This is a genomic window from Streptomyces sp. Ac-502 (assembly GCF_045222935.1).
Taxonomy (GTDB): Bacteria; Actinomycetota; Actinomycetes; order Streptomycetales; family Streptomycetaceae; genus Streptomyces; species Streptomyces monomycini.
This window is the reverse complement of record NZ_JBHFFO010000001.1, coordinates 876126-898077: the sequence shown is the minus strand read 5'-3', so window position 1 is coordinate 898077 and position 21952 is coordinate 876126. Positions and strand designations below refer to the sequence as shown.

The following is a 21952-nucleotide window of genomic DNA, read 5'->3' as shown; positions in this document are numbered from 1 at the left end:
TCCGGGTCACGCCTCCATCGACGAGGGGCCCGATCCGCCGGGCCCGTGACTCCGCTACTCCGAGGAGCTCACGTGGTGGGAAAATCCGTCGAGGCGCCACCGGCAACAGCACCGCCCGAATCAGCGGGGCCGTCCGAACCGGCAGCACCGTCCGAACCAGCGGCTCTGCCCGGAACAGCCGGACCGTCCGCGCCGGCAACGCTCTCCGCACCAGCGGCCCCGCCCGCACCGGCCGCCCTCGCCGACGTCCTCGCCGCGGTACTGGCGGACGTCCTCTCTGCCGAACGCGTCGCGCCCGACGCCCACTTCTTCACCGACCTCGGCGCCGACTCGCTGGTCATGGCCCACTTCTGCGCCCGGGTCAGGAAACGCGGAGGTCTCCCGTCGGTGTCGATGCGGGACGTCTACCGGTACCCGACGATCACCGGTCTGGCGGCGGCGTTCATCGACACCGCACCAGGACAGCCACCGGCCCCGTGCCCGGCTCCGACTCCGGCCGCCGCCTCCGCCACACCCCGGCCCCCTGCCCCGGACCCGGGCCGGGCCGCGTCCGAGCCGCCGCCCCCACGCCCCGTCGGCACACCCGCGTACGTCCTCTGCGGCACCCTGCAACTCCTGACGTTCCTCGGCTACTCCTACCTCGCCGCCGTCGCCACCGCCCGCGCCTGGGACTGGATGTCCGACGAGTCCGGCGCGGGCGGCATCTACGTACGGGCGGTCCTCTGCGGAGCCGCCGTGTTCCTCGGCCTGTGCGCCTTCCCGGTCCTCGCCAAGTGGGTGCTCGTCGGGCGGTGGACGCAGCGGGAGATACGCGTCTGGAGCCTGGCGTACGTCCGGTTCTGGGCCGTCAGGACGCTCGTGCAGGCGAACCCGCTGGTCCTGTTCACCGGCTCACCGCTCTACGCCGGCTACCTCAGGGCGCTGGGCGCGAAGATCGGACGGGACGTCACGATCCTGTCCAAGCACGTGCCCGTCTGCACCGACCTGCTGACCGTCGGAGCGGGCACGGTCGTCCGCAAGGACGCGTACTTCACCTGCTACCGGGCCGACGCGGGGGTGATCCGGACCGGCCCGGTCGTCCTCGGCCAGGACGTGCTGGTCAGTGAGGCGACGGTGCTGGACATCGGTACGTCGCTGGGCGACGGGGCCCGGCTCGGCCACGCCTCCGCCCTCCACACGGGACAAGCCGTGCCCGCAGGGGAGCACTGGCACGGCTCGCCCGCGCAGCGTACGGAGGCCAGTCACCGGATGCCCGACGCGGCCTCCCGCAGCACGCCGCGCACGGCCTACGCGACCCTGCAACTGCTGAGCGCCCTGCTCGTGTACCTGCCGCTGGCCATCGGCGGGGTGAGCATGCTGCTGGCCGCGGTGCCGTACCTCGCGACGCTGCTGGCCCCGGGGCCGCCGGCCTTCACGGGCTGGTCGTTCTACGGCCAGGCCCTGGCGGCCTCGGCCGCGCTCTTCTCCGGCACGCTGACCGCCGGATTCCTCGTGGTGGTCACCGTGCCCCGGCTGCTCCACCTCGCCCTCGAACCGGGCCGGGTCTACCGGATGTACGGCCTGCACTATTCGCTGCACCGCACGATCGCGCGGATGACCAACGTCAAGTTCTTCACGACGCTCTTCGGCGACAGCTCCTACATCGTCCCCTACCTCGGCCGCCTCGGCTACGACCTGTCGCGCGTCGAGCAGACGGGGTCCAACTTCGGCACGGACGTCAAGCACGAGTCGCCTTACCTCAGTTCGGTCGGCAGCGGCACGATGGTCGCCGACGGCCTGTCCCTGATGAACGCGGAGTACTTCCGGACCTCCTTCCGCCTCTCCCGTGTCACGATCGGTTCCCGCAACTTCCTCGGCAACGACGTCTGCTACCCGCCGGGGGCAGGACGGGCGAGAACTGTCTGCTCGCGACGAAGGTCGCGGTTCCCCTCGACGGGCCCGTACGGGAAGGCGTGGGCCTCCTCGGCTCGCCCTGCTTCGAGATCCCGCGCTCCGTCGAGCGCGACGCCGCCTTCGACCATCTGCGGGAAGGGGACGCGCTCCGGCGCCACCTGGCCGCCAAGAACGCCTTCAACCTCCGGACGATGGGCCTGTACCTGCTGGCCCGGTGGGGGCAGGTGTACGTCCTGACCCTGCTCGCCTGGGCCGCCGCCGACCGGTACCACACGCTCGGCGCCACGGCGATCGCGGCGGCCTCCGTCCTCGCGCTGCTCTTCTCGCTCACGTACTCGGTGTGCGTCGAGCGGGCCGTCACCGGGTTCCGGCGCCTGACGCCGCGCTACTGCTCGATCTACACGCCGTACTTCTGGCGGCACGAACGTTTCTGGAAGCTGCACGCCATGCCGTCGCGCTTCTTGAACGGCACCCCGTTCAAGAGCCTGCTCTGGCGGGCGCTCGGCGTACGGCTCGGACGGCGGCTGTACGACGACGGCTGCGGCATGCCCGAACGTTCCCTCGTCACGATCGGGGACCACTGCACCCTCAACGCGGGCAGCGTCATCCAGTGCCACTCGCAGGAGGACGGCACCTTCAAGTCCGACCGCATCGTCATCGGCAGCGGCTGCACCCTCGGCACCCGGGCCCTGGTCCACTACGGCGTCACGGTGGGCGACGGCGCGGCGCTCGCACCCGACTCCTTCCTCATGAAGGGCGAGGAGATGCCCCGGCAGGCGCGGTGGGGCGGCAACCCCGCACGGGAGATGCCCGTACGGGAGACACCGGCCGGGGAGCTGCCCGCAAGGGAGACACCGGCCGGGGAGCTGCCCACCCTCGCCCCGCGGAGCGGTTCGCAGGCCCCGCACCACCCCGAGCGTACGGACTGAGAGCGGAGGAAGACCGATGGCGAAGACAGCGGAGGAAGCCGGCCGCGCGTTCTGGCGCGGCGTGCCCGACGGCGGCGGCTTCACCGCCGTTCCCCGGTGGGCACACCGTCCCGTCCCCGGACTGGCCGAGTACCGGGCGGCGGTCCCGGCCGGTCTCGTCACGGCCCTGGAAGGCGTCGCGGACGAACTGGCGGTGCCGCTCCGGACCGTACTGCTGGCGGCACACGCCAAGGTCCTCGCCGCGCTGACCGGCGACCAGGAGGTCACGACCGGGTACGCCGCGGCGCCGGGCGGCCGGCCGCTGCCCTGCCGGCTGACAGCCGCCCCCGGCTCGTGGCGGGCCCTGGTGCTGCACACCCGCCGAGCCGAGTCACGGCTGCTGGCGCACCAGGACGTCCGGCCCGGCGAGCCGGCGCGCCGGCCGGACCGGGAGACGCTGCTGTCCGAGGCGGTCTTCGATCCGCACGACGCCGGTGGCAGGCTCCCCGAGGGCGTCGTCCTGTCGGCCGGCGTCGCCCGGTGCCACGGCCGCCTCACCTTGCGGCTGCGCCATCGCACCGACGCGCTCGACACCGAGTGCGCCGCCAGGATCGCCGGATACCACCTCACCGCCCTCGCGCTGATCGCCGCCGACCCGCACGCCGACCACACCCGCCAGAGCCTGCTCTCCGCCGACGAACTCCACCATCAGCTCGAAGGTCTCGCGGGCCCCCGCAGGGGCCTGCCCGACCACCGCGCGCACGAGCTCTTCGAACAGCAGGTGGCGGCCCGGCCCGACGCCGTCGCGGCCGTCCAGGGCGCCCGCAGCTGGACGTACGCGCAGCTCAACGCCCGTGCCAACCAGCTCGGCAGGGCCCTGCTGGCCCGCGGGCTGCGCCGCGAAGGAGTCGTCGCGGTGGTCACCGAGCGGAACCTCGACTGGACGGCCGCCGTCCTCGCCGTCCTCAAGGCCGGCGGCGTCTACCTGCCGATCGAGCCGCATTTCCCCGCCGACCGTGTCGCCACCACCCTCACCCGGGCCGGCTGCTCCCTCGTGCTGACCGAGCACGGCAGCACCGGCACCCTCGACCAGGCCCTGGAAAAGCTGCCCGAGGTGCGGTGCCTGACCGTCGGCACGGCGTACGCGGAACAGCACGCCGACGGCGACCTGGGCAGCACGGTGACCGCCGGACAGCTCGCCTACATCTACTTCACCTCCGGCTCCACCGGCGAGCCCAAAGGCGCGATGTGCGAACACGCGGGCCTGCTCAACCACCTCTTCGCGAAGATCGACGACCTGGAGATCGGCCCCGATCAGGTGGTCGCCCAGACCGCGCCCCAATGCTTCGACATCTCGCTGTGGCAGCTGATCGCCGCGCTCCTCGTCGGCGGCCGGACGCTCCTGGTCGAACAGGACGTGATCCTGGACGTCCCCCGGTTCGCCGACCGGATCGCCGAGGGCCGGGTGAACGTCCTCCAGGTCGTACCGTCCTACCTGGAAGCCGTGCTGTCCTACCTGGAGCAGCACCCCCGCGCCCTGCCCGACCTGCGGTACGTCTCCGCGACCGGTGAGGCGCTGAAGCCGGAGCTGGCGCAGCGCTGGTTCGCCGCCCGGCCCGGCACCGCCCTGGTCAACGCCTACGGACTGACCGAGACCTCGGACGACACCAACCACGAGGTGATGCGCCGCGCACCGGGCGGGGCACGGGTCCCGCTCGGCCCGCCCGTCGCCAACGTACGGGTGTACGTCGTCGACGAGCACCTCGCACCGGTCCCGCTCGGCGCCCCCGGCGCGATCGTCTTCTCCGGCGTCTGCGTCGGCCGCGGCTACGTCAACGACCCCGAACGCACCCGCGCCTGCTTCGGCACCGACCCGCACCGGCCCGGACAACGCCTCTACCAGGGAGGCGACTTCGGACGCTGGCGGCCCGACGGGAAACTGGACTACCTCGGGCGCCGCGACGCCCAGGTCAAGGTCCGCGGCTTCCGTATCGAGACCGGCGAGGTGGAGAACGCCCTGCTGCGCGTGCCCGGTGTCCGCGACGGCGCCGTGATCGTCACCGAACGCGCAGGCCAGGGCGCCCGCCTGGTGGCCTTCTACCGCGGCCGGCGGGCCCTTGCCGCCGACCTGCTGCGCAGCCGGCTGGAACAGTCGCTGCCCGCGTACATGGTGCCCTCGGCCTTCCACCGGCACGACGGCCCGCTGCCGCTGACCGCCAACAGCAAGACCGACCGCAAGGCCCTCGCGGCGCTCGCCGCCGAACTCGACGACGCGGGCGGCCGGCACCTCGCGCCGCGGACACCGGCCGAGCGGCGGCTCGCCACCGCGTGGGCCGCGGTGCTCGGCGTCCCGCAGACCCGCATCGGCCGCCGGGACCACTTCTTCGACCGGGGCGGCACCTCGCTGGCCGCGGTGAAGCTGGCGATCCTCCTGGACCGCGCGGTCTCCCTCAAGGACGTCACCCGGCACCCCGTCCTCGCCGACCTGGCGGACGTGCTCGACAGCAGCTCCCGGCCGCCGGGCACGGAGCTGCTGCGGCCGCTGACGGCTCCGGACGGCGCGCACGACGGTGCCCTGGTGTGCTTCCCCTGGGCGGACGCCGACGCGGCGGCCTTCCAGCCGCTGGCCGACGCACTGCGCCACAGCGGGCGGGCGGTGTACGGAGTCGAACTGCCCGCTCCCGACGCGACCGCACCGGGCGGCCCGCCCACGGCATCGGCGCAGGCCGTCGCGGAAGTCGTCGCGGAGATCGTCGCCGACATCGTCCGCCTCGGCCTGACCGGACCGCTGCTGTGGGGACACTCCTCGGGAGCCGCGTACGCCGTGGAGGCGGCCAGGCAACTGGAGGAGCGCGGTACGGCGGCCCGGCGGCTGTTCATCGGCGCGCAGTTGCCCGGTGACGGCCACGACGAGCGCGACGCCGCCGACGAACGGGCTCACCACTATCTCGCCCACGCCCTGGCCGCCCCGCCCACCGCACGGCTGTCCACGCCGGTCACCGCGGTCGTCGCCGCCGACGACCCGCGCACCGCCCGCTTCCGGCACCGCTACCGGGACTGGAGCCCGCTGGCCGCACACGTCGACCTGTACGTCCTGACGACCGGCGGCCCCTGCTTCCCGCGCACCCGGCCGGCCGACACGGCGCGTGCCGTACTGCGCGCGGCCGAACTCCTCGCGCCCTCCTGAAGGCCCCGGACCCTTCCCGCGGACCGCCACCCGCGACCGAACTCGACCAAAACCGACCGAACACGACCTAACCCGACGGAACTCGACCGAAAGAGCCTGCCATGCCGCACCCGCCCGCCACCCCGCCACTCGACCTGAACCTGCTCCCCGGCACGCCCCCGGTCCTCCTCGCCGAACCCACCGGCGACGCGGCGAGCTGGGCCGCCGGCTACCGGGACACCCTGCGCACCCTCGCCGTCGAACACGGCGCGGTCCTGGTACGCGGCCTCGGGCTGCACGACGCCGACCAGGCCGGCGCCGTCTTCCGGCACCTGGCCACCGGCCTGCTCACGGAACGCGAGGCCTTCGCCCCGCGACAGGAGTACGCCGACGGCGTGTACTCCTCCGCGAAGTGGCCGCCCTACCAGCCGATGTGCATGCACCATGAACTCAGCTACACCCTCACGGCCCCCGGCCTGCTGCTCTTCGCCTGCCTGACCGTGCCGGGCAGCGGCGGCGCCACCGCCGTCGCCGACGCGTCCGCCGTCCTCGACGCGCTGCCCGCCGAGCTGACCGGACGCTTCGAGCAGGAGGGCTGGCTGCTCACCAGGAGCTACAACGACGAGGTCGGAGCCTCCCTGACCGAGGCGTTCGGCACCGACGACCGCCGTGCCGTCGAACGCTACTGCCGTGGCCACGCCATCGACTTCGCCTGGCAGCCCGACGGCGGCCTGCGCACCCGCCAGCGGCGCGGAGCCGTGCTGCGTCACCCCGTGACCGGCCACCGCTGCTGGTTCAACCAGATCGCCTTCCTCAACGCCTGGACGATGGACCCGGAGGTGCGCGAGTACCTCACCGACATGTACGGCGCCGACGCGCTGCCGTTCGACACGCGCTACGGCGGCGGCGACCCGATCGGCGAGGACGTCGTGCACCTGCTCAACACCGTCTACGAGGCCCACACCGCGCGCGAGCCGTGGCAGCCCGGCGACCTGATGATCGTCGACAACATCCGTACGGCCCACAGCAGGGAGGCCTACGAAGGGCCGCGCGACGTGCTCGTGGCGATGACCGACGCGGTGCACCTGACCGCCCGCGCGTCCGGCACGGAGGCAATCGCGTCATGACGTCCACCCGCCCCGCCGGGACGGCGGCCGGACCGCTGGCGCCGCGCACCGCGCCGTCCTTCGCGGTGATCTCCGGCGCCCAGGTGCAGCAGGCCCTGCGCGGCCGCGAACGGCAGATCGTCCAGCTGGTCGAAACCGCGTACCGGCTGCACGGCGCCGGTGACACGGTCGACCCGCCGTCGTACTTCCTGAACCTCCCCGACCGGCCGGACTCCCGCATCATCGCGCTGCCCGCCTCGATCGGCGGGCCCACACCGGTGGACGGCCTCAAGTGGATCTCCAGCTTCCCGCGGAACGTGGCCGCCGGCCTGCCCAGGGCCTCGGCCGTGCTGATCCTCAACGACCATGCCACCGGGTACCCGTACGCCTGCCTGGAGAGTTCGATCATCAGCGCCACCAGGACGGCGGCGTCCGCGGCCGCGGCGGCCGACCGGCTCGGCCGCGGCCGTCCGCGCCCGCGCCGCGTCGGCTTCTTCGGCACCGGCCTGATCGCCCGCTACATCCACACCTTCCTGGCCGCCACCGGCTGGCAGTTCGACGCGGTGGGGGTGTACGACGTGTCCGCCGACAGCGCGGCGGGCTTCCGCACGTACCTGGAATCGGCGGCCGCGACGGGGCGGGAAGAGCCCTCGGCCGGCGCCGCCCAGGTCACGGTGCACACCGACCCCGGGCAGCTGATCCGCACCAGCGATCTCGTCGTCTTCGCCACCGTCGCGGCCCGGCCGCACGTCAGCGACCTCTCGTGGTTCGCGCACCACCCGCTGGTGCTGCACGTGTCACTGCGCGACCTGGCCCCCGGAATCCTGCTCGACGCGGCCAACTTCGTCGACGACGCCGACCACTGTCTGCGCGCCGGCACCTCACCCCACCTGGCCGAACAGCTCACCGGCGACCGCGGCTTCGTCACCGGGACGCTGGCGGACGTCCTGGCCGGCCGGGTGAGCGTGCCCGCGGACCGGACGGTGGTCTTCTCGCCCTTCGGCCTGGGCGTGCTCGATCTGGCCGTCGGCGCCTTCGTCCACGACGAAGTGGCCCGCGCCGGAGGCCTGCACCTCATCGACGACTTCTTCCACGAATTACGCCGGTACGGATGAACGCGGCGCCGGTACAGAACGACCGGCCGCGCCGGCCCGGATGAACGACTGCGTGCACTGCAGAACGAGGGGGACGAAGTGCCAGTCATATCCTTGCCGCTGGATTTCAACGAGGAGGACCTCTACGTCGACCTGCGGGCGACGTTCGGGCATCCGCTCTACCTGAAGTGCGAAGGCTTCAACTTCGCCGGCTCGATCAAACTGAAGGCCGCGACGGAGATGGTGGCGGCCGCGGAACGCGACGGGGTGCTCACACCGGGGGCCACCCTGGTCGAATCCTCGTCCGGGAATCTGGGCGTGGCGCTGAGCATCATCGCGGCGAGCAAGGGCTACGGGTTCCTGTGCGTGACGGACGCCCGCTGCAACCTGTCGGCCCGGCGGACGATGGAGGCGCTGGGCAGCCAGGTCCATGTCATCACCGAGCCGGACGCCGGGCAGGGCTTCCTCGGCGCGCGTATCGACTACGTACGCAACCTGACCGCCTCGGACGACCGCTACGTCTGGCTCGACCAGTTCACCAGCCCCGACAACTGGAAGGCGCACTACCGCAGTACCGCACCGGCGATCGCCCGCCAGTTCCCACGCCTGGACGTCCTGTTCGTCGGCGCCGGCACCACCGGGACCCTCATGGGCTGCGCCCGCTACTTCCGCACCTGGCACCGCCCGGTGCACGTCGTCGCGGTGGACAGCGTCGGCTCGGTGTCCTTCGAGGGCGCCCCGGGCCGCCGGATGATCCCCGGCCTGGGCACCAGCGTCCCACCGCACCTGCTCGACACCTCCTACGTCGACGAGGTGGTCCGGGTGGAGGAGACGGACACCATCCGTACCTGTCACCGGCTGGCCGGCCGCGGCTTCCTCTTCGGCGGTTCCACCGGCACCGTCGTCAGCGGCGCCACCGCCTGGCTCAGCCGCCACCACCCGCACCGCCTCACCGCCGTCGCCATCGCCCCGGACCTCGGCGAGCGCTACCTCGACACCGTCTACCGGAACACCTGGCTGCGGGACGCCTACGGCGAGGACCTGCTGGCCACCGACGGGCTGGCGGCCGCACGGTCCGCCTGACCCGGGTACGCCGCCCGCCCAGCGCACCGCCGTTCGGGTACGCCCCCGCCCGCGTACGCCGTGGCCGCGGGGCCCCGGCCGTAGGCTGTCCGGCGCCGGGGCCCCGGCCGGTTCACGGAGCCCCGGGAAGTCACCGGGCGTGAGCGGCCGGGGCCGGGGTACGCGAGCGGTTCCGAAGACGGAGGAAGGGTGGACGACGTGCGCAGTGTGGGTGTGGAGGAGGAACTGCTGCTGGTGGACGCGCGGACCGGCGAGCCGCGGGCGCTCTCGGCGGCGGTCCTCGCGGCAGCGTCGCGTGACCCGCTGGGCAACGAGGACGTCTTCGAGAGCGAGCTGCACCGGCAGCAGCTGGAGTTCGCCACCCGGCCGCAGACGGACATGGGCGACCTGGCCAAGGAGATACGGCGCTGGCGGGCGGAGGCGGCACGCCACGCCGAGGGCGTACAGGCGTCGGTGGCCGCCCTGGCCACCTCACCGCTGGAGGTGAGCCCGACCATCGGCAGCGGCGAACGCCATCAGTGGCTCGCGGAGAACTTCGGCCTCACCGCCCAGGAACAACTGACGTGCGGCTGCCACATCCACGTCTCCGTGGACTCCGACGAGGAAGGCGTGGCCGTACTGGACCGGATGCGGCCCTGGCTGTCCGTCCTCCTGGCGATGAGCGCGAACTCGCCGTTCTGGCAGGGCGAGGACAGCCGCTACAGCAGCTACCGCAACCGGGTGTGGGGACGCTGGCCGTCGGCCGGCCCGGTCGAGGTGTTCGGCTCCGCCGACCGCTACCACGAGCAGGTCGGCGACATGACCGCCAGCGGCGTGCTGAAGGACGAGGGCATGGTCTACTTCGACGCCCGCCTGTCCCGTACGTACCCCACCGTCGAGACCCGGGTCGCCGACGTGTGCCTGGACCCGTCCACCACCGTGCTGCTGGCCACCTTGATACGCGGTCTGGTGGAGACGGCGGTACGCCAGTGGCACGACGGCGTCCCGCCCGGCCGCCACACCGTCGCACTGCTGCGCCTGGCCACGTGGCGCGCCGCCCGCTCGGGGCTGGAAGGCGAACTCATCCACCCCGTCACGATGCGGCCGGCCCCCGCCGAAGCCGTCGTACGGGCCCTGTTCGACCACGTACGCGACGCCCTGGAGGACAGCGGCGACCTCAGACACGCACAGGAGGCGCTGGCCACCCTGCTGAAGACGGGCAACGGCGCCCGCGTACAACGGGAACTGCTGCGCAGCACGGGCAGCCTGCGGGACGTGGTCACCGAATGCGTACGGCGCACGCTCGACTGAGACGGGCACGCTGCCGGTACGGGCGGGGGAGCGGGGCCCGTCCGCTCCGCACAGCCTGCCGTGATCGGAGGGGACATGGACCACCTGAGGGACAGGACCGCCGTGGTCACCGGCGCCGCGAGCGGCATCGGACGGGGCATGGCCGAGGCGTTCGCCGATGAGGGCATGCGGGTGGTGCTGAGCGACGTGGAGGAGGCGGCGCTCCAGGCCACGGCGGCGGAACTGAGGGACGCCGGAGCCGACGTGCACGCTGTCGTCACCGACGTGGCGGAGGCGGACGACGTCACCGCGCTCGCCGAATCCGCCCTGCGCGCCTATGGCGCCGTGCACGTGCTGTGCAACAACGCGGGTGTCTACACGGGCAGCAAGCCCAGCTGGGAGAGCACCCTCGACGACTGGGCGTGGATCCTCGGTGTGAACCTGATGGGCGTCGTGCACGGCGTCCGCACGTTCCTGCCGGTCATGATCGAGCAGAACGAGGAGGCACACATCGTCAACACCGCCTCGATGGCCGGCCTGCTGCCGGGCGGCTCGCTGTACGGGGCGACGAAGACCGCCGTCGTCTCCCTCTCGGAAACACTGCACCTGGAACTCGTCGAGAGCGGCCGCACGCCGCGCGTGTCCGTACTGTGCCCCGGCCTGGTCGACACGGACATCTACCACTCCCAGCGCAACCGGCCGGCCCGCTACCCCGACGCGGGCCCGATCCCGGCCAACTGGTCGACCGAGGCGGCCCGGAAAGCCTTCAAGGACTTCGGCGTCCCCCCGCGCGCCATCGGCGACGAGGTGGTGCGGGCCATCCGCGAGCAGCGCTTCTACGTCCTGACCCACCCGGAATACCGGGACCACATCGAGCACCGGGCCCAGCAGATACTCGACGGCGCGAATCCGACGCTGCTGCCCCCGCCGGGGAAGTGAAACGGGATGTGCGGGATGTTGCCGGACCGTCCGCCGTCAGGCTCGCCGCGAGGCAGCGGCACGGTGCATCGCAGTCCTTCGTCCCGTCGGCCCGGGTCGGCGGCCGTGACCCGGTGCGGCCGCTGGTCGCGGCGATCGACCGCGCCGTGGCGGACCGTGTCCTCGCGGGCGACACCCCACGGATCGCCGTCTCGCTGTGGGTCGCCCTCCACGGACTCGTGACCCTCGAACTCGCCGGTGCCCTCGAAGGCGCCGCGGCCGAGACCGCGTTCCGGTCGACGGTCGACGCCGTACTGCGCGGCTGGGCGACCCCCGCCGCCATTCCCGGTCTCCGGCGCGCGGACACGGCGCCGTGAGACCGCGTTCGGCGCACCCGCCGGCCCGGGACTGTCATACATTGGCGTGACAGCGGCAGGCGGCGGGCCCAGGCCGGTCCGCCGCGGTGGGTGGGGGAAGAATGTCGGGACAGACCGTCGCGAGCCTGATCGAGAAGCTGCGACCCGGTGGACCGGGACCGTCCCGTCTGTGGTGCGCCCAGTGCGCCGCGCTGCTGGACGTGGACGGCACGGCGGTCTCGCTCTACTTCGACGGCTCCCAACTCCTGTGGCACAGCGACCCGGACGGGGCCTGCCTGGACGATCTCCAGTTCACCCTGGGCGAGGGGCCTGGCCTGGACGCGGCCCGCGACGGCGCCCTGTGTCTGGTCGCCGATCTGTCCCGTTCCTGCGGCTCCCGTTGGCCGATGTTCGCCGCACAAGCACGGGAACTGGGCATCCGGGCGGTCTTCGCCTTCCCCTGCGGCTCGGTGCGCTCCGCGTCGGCGCTCTGACCTGCCACCGGCGCACGCCCCACCGGCTCGCACCGGAGAGCGCCGCCGACGCGCTGACGCTCGCGGACGCGCTGACCCTGTTCCTGCTCGGCGGCCGGCACGCCCGTACGCGGGTACTGAGCCCTTCGGACCTGCACCGTACGGAAGTCCACCAGGCCACCGGAATCCTCAGCGTCCACCTCAGGGTGCCGCTGGGCAGCGCCCTGGCGCGGCTGCGCGCCCATGCCTTCGCCAGTGACCGTCCCGTCACGGATGTGGCCCGTGACGTGGTGGCCGGGCGGCTGCGCCTGCCGCGCGACGCCGGCAGCGCGTGACCGTACGGGCCCGCGAGACGCACAAGGGGGACGCACACGACGAAGGTGCGGGACGGCCGTACAGCCGTCCCGCACCGGGCATCGCACGCCGGTCCGCCCGGGGGCGGTGGCGCGTCAGGTGGTCAACGTCAGTCGTTGACGCAGGTGTTGCCGAAGGCCGGGTTGAGCAGGCCGATGACGTTGATGGTGTTGCCGCAGGCGTTGACCGGCACGTGGACCGGAACCTGCACGGTGTTGCCGGAGACCACGCCGGGCGAGTTCAGCGCCGCGCCCTGGGCCCCGGAGTCGGCAGTCGCGAGGCTCGCGCCGCCCAGGATGATGGCGCAGGTTCCCGCGGCGGCGACGGCAGTCTTGATGGCACGCGACATGGAAGGTTGCTCCTCGTACATTGAGAAAAAGGACAGGCGGCCTGGCGGGGACACCCGGTGCCCGCCACCACGGCTGGTGGGCCGCCGACAACCAATCAACCCGATGCGGCGCCGTTTGTCGCGAAGAACGGAAGGTGTTCACCCTATTTAGGGTGGAGATCGAATCAGCGTATTATTTCTCCAGGTCAGGGCAGGATTCGCCGTCACCCTGCCGGGGGACGGGCCGCCGGGGCCCGGCCGCCCGCCCCACTCGCCGGTGTCGGTCGCAGCGGCCGGCTGTTCACCCCGACAACGAACCCGGCACGTCGGTGGACGACCTCCGGACGCGGGGCGGACGCGTCACCCGGGCGGGACGGACGTGTCAGTCCACGTTGATCTTGAAGGTTGAGGTGGTGTTGTGGATGTTCTGCGCGTTGTCGCGGAGCGTCAGACGGTGGAAGGACGCCTGGCCCACGGCCGGGCCGCCGGCCGCTTCGTTGGCCCAGATACCGAAGCCGGACCGGTCGTTGTACTCGTCACCGCTCTTCTTCGCCCCGGAGACGGTCACGTCGGACAGTTCGGTGTCCTGGACCGGGTTCTGCGGCTGCTGGCCGACGTAGTTCGTCTGGAACATGATGCCGTGGTACGTCGGGTCGGTGATCGTGGCGCCCTTCACCCGGATCGCCCGGAAGGGCTTCGACGCCGAGTAGAGCCAGATGCCGGGGAAGGTCTGGCCGTTCCAGAAGTGGCCGCCCGCGCGCTCGATGCCGAGGTTCTCGAACGTGGTCTGCCCGGGGCCGAAGCCGTTCATCGGGATGCCGAAGTCCAGCGAGGAGATGGTCACGCCGGCGTAGACCAGGGTGTCCACGACGCGGATGTTGCGGAAGGTGTTGAGCTGCCCGCCGTACACGGCGAGGCCGGCGGCCCGCCAGGTGAGCTTGGAGGTCAGGTTTTCGTAGACGTTGCGCGTCTGTTCGCCGCCGCCCGAGTCGAGCGCGGAGAACAGCGCGAAGGAGTCGTCACCGGTGGCCCGTGCCTCGTTGTTGGTCACCAGGTTGTCGCTGGAGCCGTTGGTCATGTTCAGGCCGTCGGCGAAGGTGTTGCGGATGCGGTTGTCGCGGATCGTCATCCGGTCGGTGTTGGCGCCCCAGTAGAGGCAGACCATGTGCTCGGCCCAGATGTTCTCGATGGTGATGCCGGAGATGTTCTGGAAGTCGAAGACCTTGCCGGGGCCGTCGATGCGCGAGGTGTAGTTGCCGAAGTACGCGAAGCCGGCGAACGTCGAGCCGTCGGCGCCGTCGGCGGCGCGGAAGCCCACGTCGGTGTTCTGCTGGCCGGCCGGGGCGTGGAAGCGGGTGAACCACGGCCCGGCGCCGATCACCTTCACCGGCTTGAGGTAGACCTGGAACTTGCTCGACGTCTGGTAGTCGCCCGGCGGCAGATAGACGCCCTTGATCCGGCCGGTGGTGTCCATCCGGGCCCGGTCCAGCGCGTTCTGCACGTCCTGGTGACCGAAACCGGCCGGTTCCACGAACGCCTGCCGGTCCGGGTTGGGCGCCGCTGCCACCTTCTCGAAGTCGACGAAGTCGACCGCGTACGAGGAGGGGTTGTCGGCGTCCTTCTGGAGCCGGATCTTGCTGCCCGCCGGCACGGTGCGGCCGAGGTCGAGATGTGCCTCGTCGTAGATGTGCCGGGCCGGGCCCGCGCCCGGGTCGTTCACCGGGGCCGCCTCCGGACCGTACAGCCAGGCGTATTTCGACGTCAGGTCGAAGGGCTTGGCCTTCTGGCCGTTCACGTAGACGTTGAGCTTCGCGTTCGTTCCGCCACCGCCGGGAGCGTCCGGGATGGAGAAGCGGGTGACCAGGGTGTTGGTCTCCACCGGGGTGGTGAACTCCACGTACTGGCCGGTCTGCTTGAGGGTCACGGCCTTGCGTCCCGATGCCTCGCCCGCCAGGTCGCCGATCCTGCGGTTCGGGCCGACCACCTGCGCGCCGCCGCCGGTGGCCCCGGACTCCGCCTCCACCGTGGTGTACGGCATGGTCGCGCCGGTCGTGGCCCTGGCCCCGGCGCGCCGGGGCTGCGGTGCGGGCTTCGCGGGCGACGGGGTGAAGGCCGCGCGGGACGAGCCCTGGCCCGCCGCGACGGTCCGGGTGACCGTACGCCCGTCAGGTGACTGGTTGCCTGACGTGTCCCGGGCCCGCACGCTGTAGGCGGTCCGGTGGGTCGTGCCGCCGGGCGCGGTGGTGTCCTCCCAGTGCGTCGCCGTCGCGGGCAGCCCGGCACGCAGCCGGCCGTCGGCGTAGACGTCGTAGCCGGACGCGCCGGGGGTCTGCTCCCAGCGCAGCGTCGCGCCGTCCAGCCGTACGTTCCGCGGCGCCTCGGGGGCGCCGTGTCACCCGACGCCGTGGGGAACAGGGCGAGTTCACCGACCCGCTGCGCTCCGGCCACCCGGACGTACCGCACCGGCGCGCCGTCCAGGCGCAGGGTGACGTCGCCCTGGCGGGCCTTGGAGTCGGACAGCTCGACGAAGTCGCGTCCGTTGACGGAGCCTTGGAGCTGGACCTGCTGGGCCTTGCCGGGCAGCGTGAGCTCGACCCGGTCCAGGCGGCGGGTCGCGCCGAGGTCGGCCTGTATCCAGCGGGCGGCGCTGCCCTTCGCGTAGGTGTCCGGGTCGCCGTCCTGGGCGCGGGCGGCCCCGTCGCCGCTGAGCCGCGCCGTCAGGGGGCCGACGCCGGAGTCGGCCGGTCTGGTTGCGGCTGCGGCTGCGGCTTCGGCGGAGAATGCCTGCCAACTGGTCGCCAGCAGGCCGGTGCTGAGCACGGCGGCCAGTACGGGCCGCCAGGCCCTTCTGTGCGGCGGGGTGGTGCGTTGTGTGGAGCCCATGACTTTCCCTTCTGTGGGGAGAGGGCGGCGGTCGGCCTGGGTCAGGCCCGCAGCCAGACCGCCGTGTCCTGCGGCAGGGTGCCCACTGGTGTCAGTGGGCCGGAAGCCAGCAGGAGTTCGGAGTGCGGTGGCAGCGCCATGTCGGCGGTACCGAGATTGACCACGCACAGCACGCTGCCGCCGCCTGGCACGTCGCGCGCGAAGGGGAGCGCATGCGGCGCGTCCGTGGGCAGCCAGCGCAGCGGGCCCGCGTCCCGGAAGGCGACACGCAGCCGCAGCGCGGTGCGGTACAGCGAGAGCATCGAGTCCGGGTCGGTGGCCTGGCGGTCGGCGGCGTACCGTTCCCAGCCGTCGGGGCGGGGCAGCCAGGACGGGCCGTCGCCGCCCGCGTGCCAGGGCAGCGGCACCCGGCAGCCGTCCCGGCCCGGGGCGACTCCGCCCGAGCGCGCGTACATCGGGTCCTGGATCAGTTCACGCGGGATCTCGGCCTCCGGCAGGCCCAGCTCCTCGCCCTGGTAGAGGTAGACGGAACCGGGCAGGGCCAGGGTGAGCAGCGCGGCGGCGCGTGCCCTGCGGGTGCCCAGGGCGAGATCGGTAGGGACTCCGAAGCGCTTGCGCTCGAAGGCGAAGCCGGTGTCCTCGGCCCGTCCATAACGGGTGACCGTACGGGTCACGTCGTGGTTGGCCAGGACCCAGGTGGCGGGAGCGCCGACGGGGGCGTGCGCGGCCAGTGTGAGGTCGATGGACGCGCGCAGTTCGGCCGCGTTCCAAGGGCGGGCCAGGAAGTCGAAGTTGAAGGCGGTGTGCAGCTCGTCGGGGCGCAGGTAGCGGGCGAACTGCTCGGCGTCGGGCAGCCAGATCTCCCCGATCAGCACGGCACCGTGCTCATCGGCCAGCCGCCGCCAGGAGCGGTAGATGCCGTGCAGCTCCGGCCGGTCGTGGAAGGGGTGCGGGCCGCCGTCGCGGGGCATGTCGGGCAGGCCGTCGGCCTTGGCGAGCAGCGCGGCGGAGTCGATGCGTACGCCGTCCGCGCCGCGCTCGAACCAGAACCGCAGCACGTCCTCGTGCTCGCGGCGCACCTCCGGGTGGCTCCAGTCGAGGTCCGGCTGCCCGGGGCTGAACAGGTGCAGGTACCACTGCCCGTGCTCCGTACGTGACCAGGGCACGCCGCCGAACTCGCTCACCCAGTCGTTCGGCGGTCCGGGGGAGGGCGGCCGGAAGTGGAACCGGTCCTGTTCCGGCGATCCGGGGCCCGCGGCGAGCGCCGCCCTGAACCACGGGTGCTGGTCCGAGACATGGTTCGGCACGATGTCCACGATGGTGCGCAGTCCCAGCCCGTGCGCCTCGGCCAGCAGTTTCTCCGCCTCGGCGAGGGTGCCGAAGGCCGGGTCGACGGTGCGGTAGTCGGTGACGTCGTAGCCGCCGTCGGCGAGGGGCGAGAGGTACCAGGGGGTGAACCACAGGGCGTCCACGCCGAGTTCCGCCAGGTACGGCAGCCGGGCGCGGATCCCGGCCAGATCGCCGGTGCCGTCGCCGTTCCCGTCGGCGAAGGAGCGGACGTACACCTGGTAGATGGCAGCGGTACGCCACCAGTCCGTGCGGGACAAAGGGGAGTCCTTTCGTACGCGGTGCGAGGTGTACGGGGGAGTGGGGACGGCGCGGTGCGGTCAGCCCTTGAGGCTGCCCGCGCCGAGACCGGCGACGATCTGCCGCTGGAAGACCAGGAACAGCGCGATCAGCGGCAGCGAGGCCAGGACCAGGCCCGCCACCAGGCTGTTGAGCGGGGTGTCCTGGGACACGCGCTGGAGAAAGACGCTCAGCGGCTGCTTCGCCGGGTCCGGCAGCACCAGCAGGGGCCAGAGGAAGTCCTTCCACGCGGCGACGACCGACAGGATCGACACCACGGCGAGGATCGGCCGGGACAGCGGCAGCACGATCCGCCACAGGGTGCCCAGCGGGCCGGCGCCGTCGATCCGGGCGGCGTCCAGCAGTTCGTCCGGCACTCGGTCGAAGAAGTTCTTGAGGATGTAGATGTTGAAGGCGTTGGCGGCGGCGGGCAGCCAGACCGCGCTCGGGCTGTCGAGCAGGTTGCGGTGGAACAGCGGGACGTCGACGACCGTGAGGTAGACGGGCACCAGCAGCGCGGTGGCGGGCATCATCAAGGTGACCAGCATCAGTGCCAGGACCACGTTCCCGAACCGGGGCCGCAGTTTGGACAGCGCGTACGCGGCCGGTACCTGCACCGCGAGCTGGATCAGCCAGGCACCGCCCGCCAGCAGCACCGTGTTGAGGAAGTAGCGGGTCAGGTCCATCTCTCGCCAGGCACGGCCGTAGTTCTCCGGGTGCCACTCGGCAGGCACGTAGGTGGGCGGGTTCTGCGCCAGCTCAGCCGGCGACTTCATCGCGCCCGTCACGGCCCAGTACAGCGGCACCAGGAACGCGACGGTGAACAGCGCCAGGGCCACCGCCAGCACCGACCAGTAGACCAGCTTTCCCTTGCGGGTGCGCAGGACGGCGGGGCGGACGAGGGTACGGGTCGAGGCGGCCATCAGCCCTCCTTGGTGCGGGTCAGACGCAGGTAGAGGGCCGAGAACGCGGCGAGGACGAGGAGCAGCATCAGGCTGAGCGCGCTCGCGGTGCCGAAGTCGTTGTAGACGAAGGCGTAGCGGTAGACGAGGAACATGACGGTGACCGTGGAGTCGTCGGGCCCGCCGCCGGTCATCACGTACGGCTCGGTGAACACCTGCATCGTCGCGACGATCTGGAGCAGCAGGAGGACCAGCAGCACGAACCGGGTCTGCGGGATCGTGACGTGGCGCAGCCGCTGCCACAGGTTGGCGCCGTCCAGCTCCGCCGCCTCGTACAGCTCGCCCGGGATGGTCTGGAGCGCCGCGAGGTAGATCAGGGTGGCGGTGCCCATGTTGGCCCAGGTGGAGACGATCACCAGGGAGACCAGTGAGGTGGACGAGGAGTCGAGCCAGGCGGAGGTCGGCAGATGGAGGGTGCGCAGGACTTCGTTGAGCAGTCCCGGGCCCGGGTCGTAGAACCACTTCCACATCAGCGCCACGACCACCGGTGGCAGCATGACCGGCAGATAGACCAGGACCCTGAAGTACGCGCGGGCGTGCCGGAACTCGTTCAGCAGCACCGCGGTCAGGAACGGCACGAAGAAGCCCAATACCAGCGCGTACGCGGTGAACACCGCGGTGTTGCGCCAGGCGGTGGCCAGCAGGGGGTCGGCGAAGAGCTTCTCGAAGTTGCTCAGGCCCGTCCAGGAGCTGCCGGTGGCGAAGTTGACGTCCTGGAAGGCCAGCAGCACGTTGCGCACGATCGGCCACCACGAGAACAGCGCGAAGATGACCACGGCGGCGCACAGGAATCCGTACGCGGTCAGGTGCTCGCGCACCGAGCGGCGCAGGCGGGCCGCGCGCCGCCCGTGCTCCGCGGTGGCCGGTGACCGGGAGGACGGTTTCTTCAGCAGGGGCGCGGTGGTCATCGGAGCGCGCTGTAGATCTGGTCGGCCTTCTTCTGCGCGGTGGCGAGCAGCGCGTCGATGTCGGCGTCCTTGTCGGTGAGGACCGCCTGCATCGCGTTGTCGAGCACGGCGTAGACCCGCTGTGCCTCCGGGGGTTCGAGTACGCCGGTGACGCGGGGTGCCGCGTCCATGAAGGGCTGGTAGTTGCCGACGGGGATGTTGGCGTACGTGCGCTTGGCCGCCTCCACCCGGTCGCGGACGGAGCCCTTCCAGATGTCGGGGGTGGGCGGCATGGGCAGTCCGACGGGCAGCTTCGCGTCGAGGTTGTCCCGGATGTTCTGCTCGACGAGGTCCGGGTCGAGGTACTTCCACTGGAGCCACCTGATCCCGGCCGCGACCTTCTTCGGGGAGGCCTTGGGGTTGATCATGTAGCCCTCGCCGCCGATCAGGGTGGACCTGCCGTCGGGTACCGGCGCGAGGCCGTAGTCCTGGTACCTGCCGCCGAACTGCTTGGCGATGACGGTGATGTTGTCGGCGGCGGCGATGTACATCCCGAGTTTGCCGCTGCCCATCATCCGCTGGACGTCCTCGGCCTGGAGCAGCTGTTTGCTGCCCATCGAGTTGTCCTTCCAGCGCATGTCGTGCAGGTCCTGGAGGGTGGCCTTGCCGGCCGCCGAGTTGAACGCGGCCGTCCAGCGGCCGTCCTGCTCGGTGGCGATCCGGCCGCCCCGGGAGTACAGCTCCGCGGTGAAGTGCCAGCCGCCCTGGTTGTTCTTGGAGAAGTCGGCGTAACCGGCGGTGTTGTCGCCGAGCGCGGCGATGCGCCGCGCCGCGGCGCGGACGTCCGCCCAGGTCCGCGGCGGCTTGTCCGGGTCGAGTCCGGCCCTCTTGAACAGCGCGCGGTTGTAGAGCAGGCCCATCGAGTAGTTGGCGGTCGGCAGGCCGTACTGGCGGCCCTTCTCGTCCTGGAACACCTTCATCAACTCGTCCTGGACGTCCGTGCGGTGCGGCATGTCCTTGACGTGGTCGGTGAGGTCGGCCGCCTGACGCTTCGATATCAGGCCACGGGCGTCGGTGAAGTACACGTAGAAGACGTCTTCGAGCTTGCCGCCCGCCAGCTTGGCGTTGAAGGTCTTCGGGTCCATGAAGCCCTCGCGCGGCACGATGTCGATGCCGGGGTTGGCCTTCTCGAACTGCTTCACGTGCTTGTCGAAGAGCGCACGCTCGAACGCCTGCGTCGTGGGCGGCTGTCCGTTGACGGTGAGCCGCACCGTGCCGCCCGGCGCGTCCTCGGCGCCGTCGGTGCTGCTGGTGCCGCAGGCGGTGAGCGCGGTCAGGGACACGACGGTGACGCAGGCGAGCGTGAGTCCGCGTTTTCTCGTGGATGACATCGGTGGACCCCTCTGAGCGTGAGCGAGGCGGCGAGCGAGGCGGCGGGCGCTGGCGCTCACTCAAGCACCGGGGTCAGAAGAGCGCAATATCGCGTCCGCTGTCTGCAAATTGTTGACAGCGCTTTGGGCAGCTTGGCGCCCGCGCTGCCGACGCTTCCGACGGTCGTCCGGGGCACGGCGGCCTTCCCGGGGGCGGCGGCCTTCCGGGTTCCGGCGGTCTTCCGGGCTACCGCGCGGCGCGGGGCCCCGTCGATCCCCGTACGACCAGCTCCGGTTCGAACAGGATCTCGTCCCGGACCACCTCCCGGCCGTCGATCTGCGCCGTCAGCAACTGCACCGCGGTACGGCCCAGCGCGTCGATCGGCTGCCGGACCGTCGACAGCGGCGGCTCCGTCACGGTCATCAGCGGAGAGTCGTCGTACCCCACCACCGAAACGTCCTGCGGCACCCGCAGCCCGCGCCGGCGCGCGGCCCGCACCGCGCCCAGCGCGATGATGTCGCTGGCGCAGACGATGCCGGTCACCCCGGCGTCCAGCAGGCGGGAGGCCGCCGCGTGGCCGCCCTCCATGGAGTACATCCCGCGCACCACGTGCTCCGGCGGCAGCCCGGCGCCGCCCGCGGCCCGTGCCACCGCCTGCCCGGCGGCGAGCTTGCGCCGCGAGGGAACGTGGTCGGACGGGCCGAGCGCCAGGCCGATCCGTTCGTGCCCGAGCGAGGTGAGGTGGCGCCAGGCCTGCTCCACCGCGACCGCGTCGTCGGTGGAGACGCAGGGGAAGTCGAGGCCCGGGATCGGCGCGTTGACCAGCACCACGGGCAGGTTCCTGGCGTGCAGCAGCCGGTAGTGGTCGTGCGGCGCGTCCGCCTGGGCGTACAGTCCGCCCGCGAACACCACGCCGGAGACCTGCTGCTGGAGCAGGAGGTCGACGTAGTCCGTCTCCTGGATGCCGCCCGGCGTCTGGGTGCAGAGGACGGGGGTCAGCCCGCGCTGGGCGAGCGCGCCCCCGACGACCTCGGCGAAGGCGGGGAAGATCGGGTTCGACAGCTCCGGCAGCACCAGCCCGATGAGCTTGCCGCGCTCTCCGCGCAGTTGGGTCGGCCGCTCGTAGCCGAGCACGTCCAGCGCGGTGAGCACCGCCTGCCGGGTGGCCTCCGAGACACCGGGCTTGCCGTTCAGTACCCGGCTGACGGTCGCCTCGGAGACGCCCACCTTTTTCGCCACCAGCGCAAGTCGTCGCGTCATGTACGCAACGCTAGC

Annotated in this window: 16 protein-coding genes and 3 pseudogenes; 11 read left to right on the top strand and 8 right to left on the bottom strand. The window is 72.0% G+C overall.

Annotated features, from left to right (window positions below; all coding sequences use genetic code 11):
• The first annotated feature begins 75 nt into the window (after nt 1–75).
• The 10 genes and pseudogenes from ACEXOX_RS03900 (at nt 76) to ACEXOX_RS03855 (ending at nt 12601) form a co-directional block, all read left to right on the top strand.
• Nucleotides 76–2822, top strand: a pseudogene (locus tag ACEXOX_RS03900) (Pls/PosA family non-ribosomal peptide synthetase).
• A gap of 16 nt (nt 2823–2838) precedes the next feature.
• On the top strand, nt 2839–5988 hold the full coding sequence (locus tag ACEXOX_RS03895; protein WP_406519101.1) for a non-ribosomal peptide synthetase: 3150 nt from the start codon (nt 2839–2841) through the stop codon (nt 5986–5988).
• Between the two features lie 101 nt (nt 5989–6089).
• Nucleotides 6090–7094 carry a TauD/TfdA family dioxygenase gene (locus ACEXOX_RS03890; RefSeq protein WP_406519100.1) on the top strand — a complete coding sequence of 335 codons (1005 nt, stop codon included), beginning with the start codon at nt 6090–6092 and terminating at the stop codon, nt 7092–7094.
• Nucleotides 7091–8188, top strand: a complete 1098-nt coding sequence (gene sbnB, locus ACEXOX_RS03885; RefSeq protein ID WP_406519099.1) for a 2,3-diaminopropionate biosynthesis protein SbnB — start codon at nt 7091–7093, stop codon at nt 8186–8188. Before ACEXOX_RS03890 ends, sbnB begins: the two co-directional genes overlap by 4 nt.
• A 78-nt stretch (nt 8189–8266) precedes the next feature.
• Complete coding sequence (sbnA, locus tag ACEXOX_RS03880) at nt 8267–9250, top strand: 2,3-diaminopropionate biosynthesis protein SbnA (protein WP_406519098.1); 984 nt, start codon at nt 8267–8269, stop codon at nt 9248–9250.
• Between the two features lie 198 nt (nt 9251–9448).
• Complete coding sequence (locus ACEXOX_RS03875; protein WP_406526219.1) at nt 9449–10540, top strand: glutamate--cysteine ligase; 1092 nt, start codon at nt 9449–9451, stop codon at nt 10538–10540.
• A gap of 75 nt (nt 10541–10615) precedes the next feature.
• Entirely contained in the window at nt 10616–11458 is an 843-nt protein-coding gene (locus tag ACEXOX_RS03870) for an SDR family NAD(P)-dependent oxidoreductase (protein WP_406519097.1), read from the top strand.
• Entirely contained in the window at nt 11455–11814 is a 360-nt protein-coding gene (locus ACEXOX_RS03865; protein WP_406519096.1) for a WHG domain-containing protein, read from the top strand. The genes ACEXOX_RS03870 and ACEXOX_RS03865 overlap by 4 nt, the downstream gene beginning before the upstream one ends.
• 101 nt (nt 11815–11915) lie before the next feature.
• The gene (locus ACEXOX_RS03860) at nt 11916–12287 is read left to right on the top strand and encodes a hypothetical protein (protein WP_406519095.1); all 372 of its coding nucleotides are present in this window, start codon (nt 11916–11918) and stop codon (nt 12285–12287) included.
• Nucleotides 12194–12601, top strand: a complete 408-nt coding sequence (locus ACEXOX_RS03855; protein WP_406519094.1) for an ANTAR domain-containing protein — start codon at nt 12194–12196, stop codon at nt 12599–12601. Before ACEXOX_RS03860 ends, ACEXOX_RS03855 begins: the two co-directional genes overlap by 94 nt.
• A gap of 128 nt (nt 12602–12729) precedes the next feature.
• Here ACEXOX_RS03855 and ACEXOX_RS03850 read toward each other — a convergent pair whose 3' ends face one another.
• Together ACEXOX_RS03850 and ACEXOX_RS03845 are read right to left on the bottom strand one after the other, a co-directional pair.
• The gene (locus tag ACEXOX_RS03850) at nt 12730–12969 is read right to left on the bottom strand and encodes a chaplin (protein WP_406519093.1); all 240 of its coding nucleotides are present in this window, start codon (nt 12967–12969) and stop codon (nt 12730–12732) included.
• 361 nt (nt 12970–13330) lie between these two features.
• A pseudogene (locus ACEXOX_RS03845) lies at nt 13331–14995 on the bottom strand (glycosyl hydrolase); the annotation flags it as partial.
• Here ACEXOX_RS03845 and ACEXOX_RS03840 point away from each other — a divergent pair.
• Nucleotides 14985–15158 (top strand): hypothetical protein, encoded by a 174-nt coding sequence (locus ACEXOX_RS03840; RefSeq protein ID WP_406526682.1) that lies wholly within the window; start codon nt 14985–14987, stop codon nt 15156–15158. The pseudogene ACEXOX_RS03845 and the gene ACEXOX_RS03840 overlap by 11 nt on opposite strands.
• Before the next feature lie 283 nt (nt 15159–15441).
• Here ACEXOX_RS03840 and ACEXOX_RS03835 read toward each other — a convergent pair.
• The 6 genes and pseudogenes from ACEXOX_RS03835 to ACEXOX_RS03810 all read right to left on the bottom strand — a co-directional run.
• A pseudogene (locus ACEXOX_RS03835) lies at nt 15442–15831 on the bottom strand (discoidin domain-containing protein); the annotation flags it as partial.
• Between the two features lie 41 nt (nt 15832–15872).
• Nucleotides 15873–17438 carry an alpha-amylase family glycosyl hydrolase gene (locus tag ACEXOX_RS03830; protein WP_406519092.1) on the bottom strand — a complete coding sequence of 522 codons (1566 nt, stop codon included), beginning with the start codon at nt 17436–17438 and terminating at the stop codon, nt 15873–15875.
• A 60-nt stretch (nt 17439–17498) separates the two neighbouring features.
• Complete coding sequence (locus tag ACEXOX_RS03825; protein ID WP_406519091.1) at nt 17499–18380, bottom strand: carbohydrate ABC transporter permease; 882 nt, start codon at nt 18378–18380, stop codon at nt 17499–17501.
• On the bottom strand, nt 18380–19327 hold the full coding sequence (locus tag ACEXOX_RS03820) for a carbohydrate ABC transporter permease (RefSeq protein WP_406519090.1): 948 nt from the start codon (nt 19325–19327) through the stop codon (nt 18380–18382). The genes ACEXOX_RS03825 and ACEXOX_RS03820 overlap by 1 nt, the downstream gene beginning before the upstream one ends.
• Nucleotides 19324–20697, bottom strand: coding sequence for an ABC transporter substrate-binding protein (locus ACEXOX_RS03815; RefSeq protein ID WP_406519089.1), 1374 nt, complete (start codon nt 20695–20697; stop codon nt 19324–19326). Before ACEXOX_RS03815 ends, ACEXOX_RS03820 begins: the two co-directional genes overlap by 4 nt.
• A gap of 226 nt (nt 20698–20923) precedes the next feature.
• Entirely contained in the window at nt 20924–21937 is a 1014-nt protein-coding gene (locus ACEXOX_RS03810) for a LacI family DNA-binding transcriptional regulator (RefSeq protein WP_030019155.1), read from the bottom strand.
• Between the last annotated feature and the right edge of the window lie 15 nt (nt 21938–21952).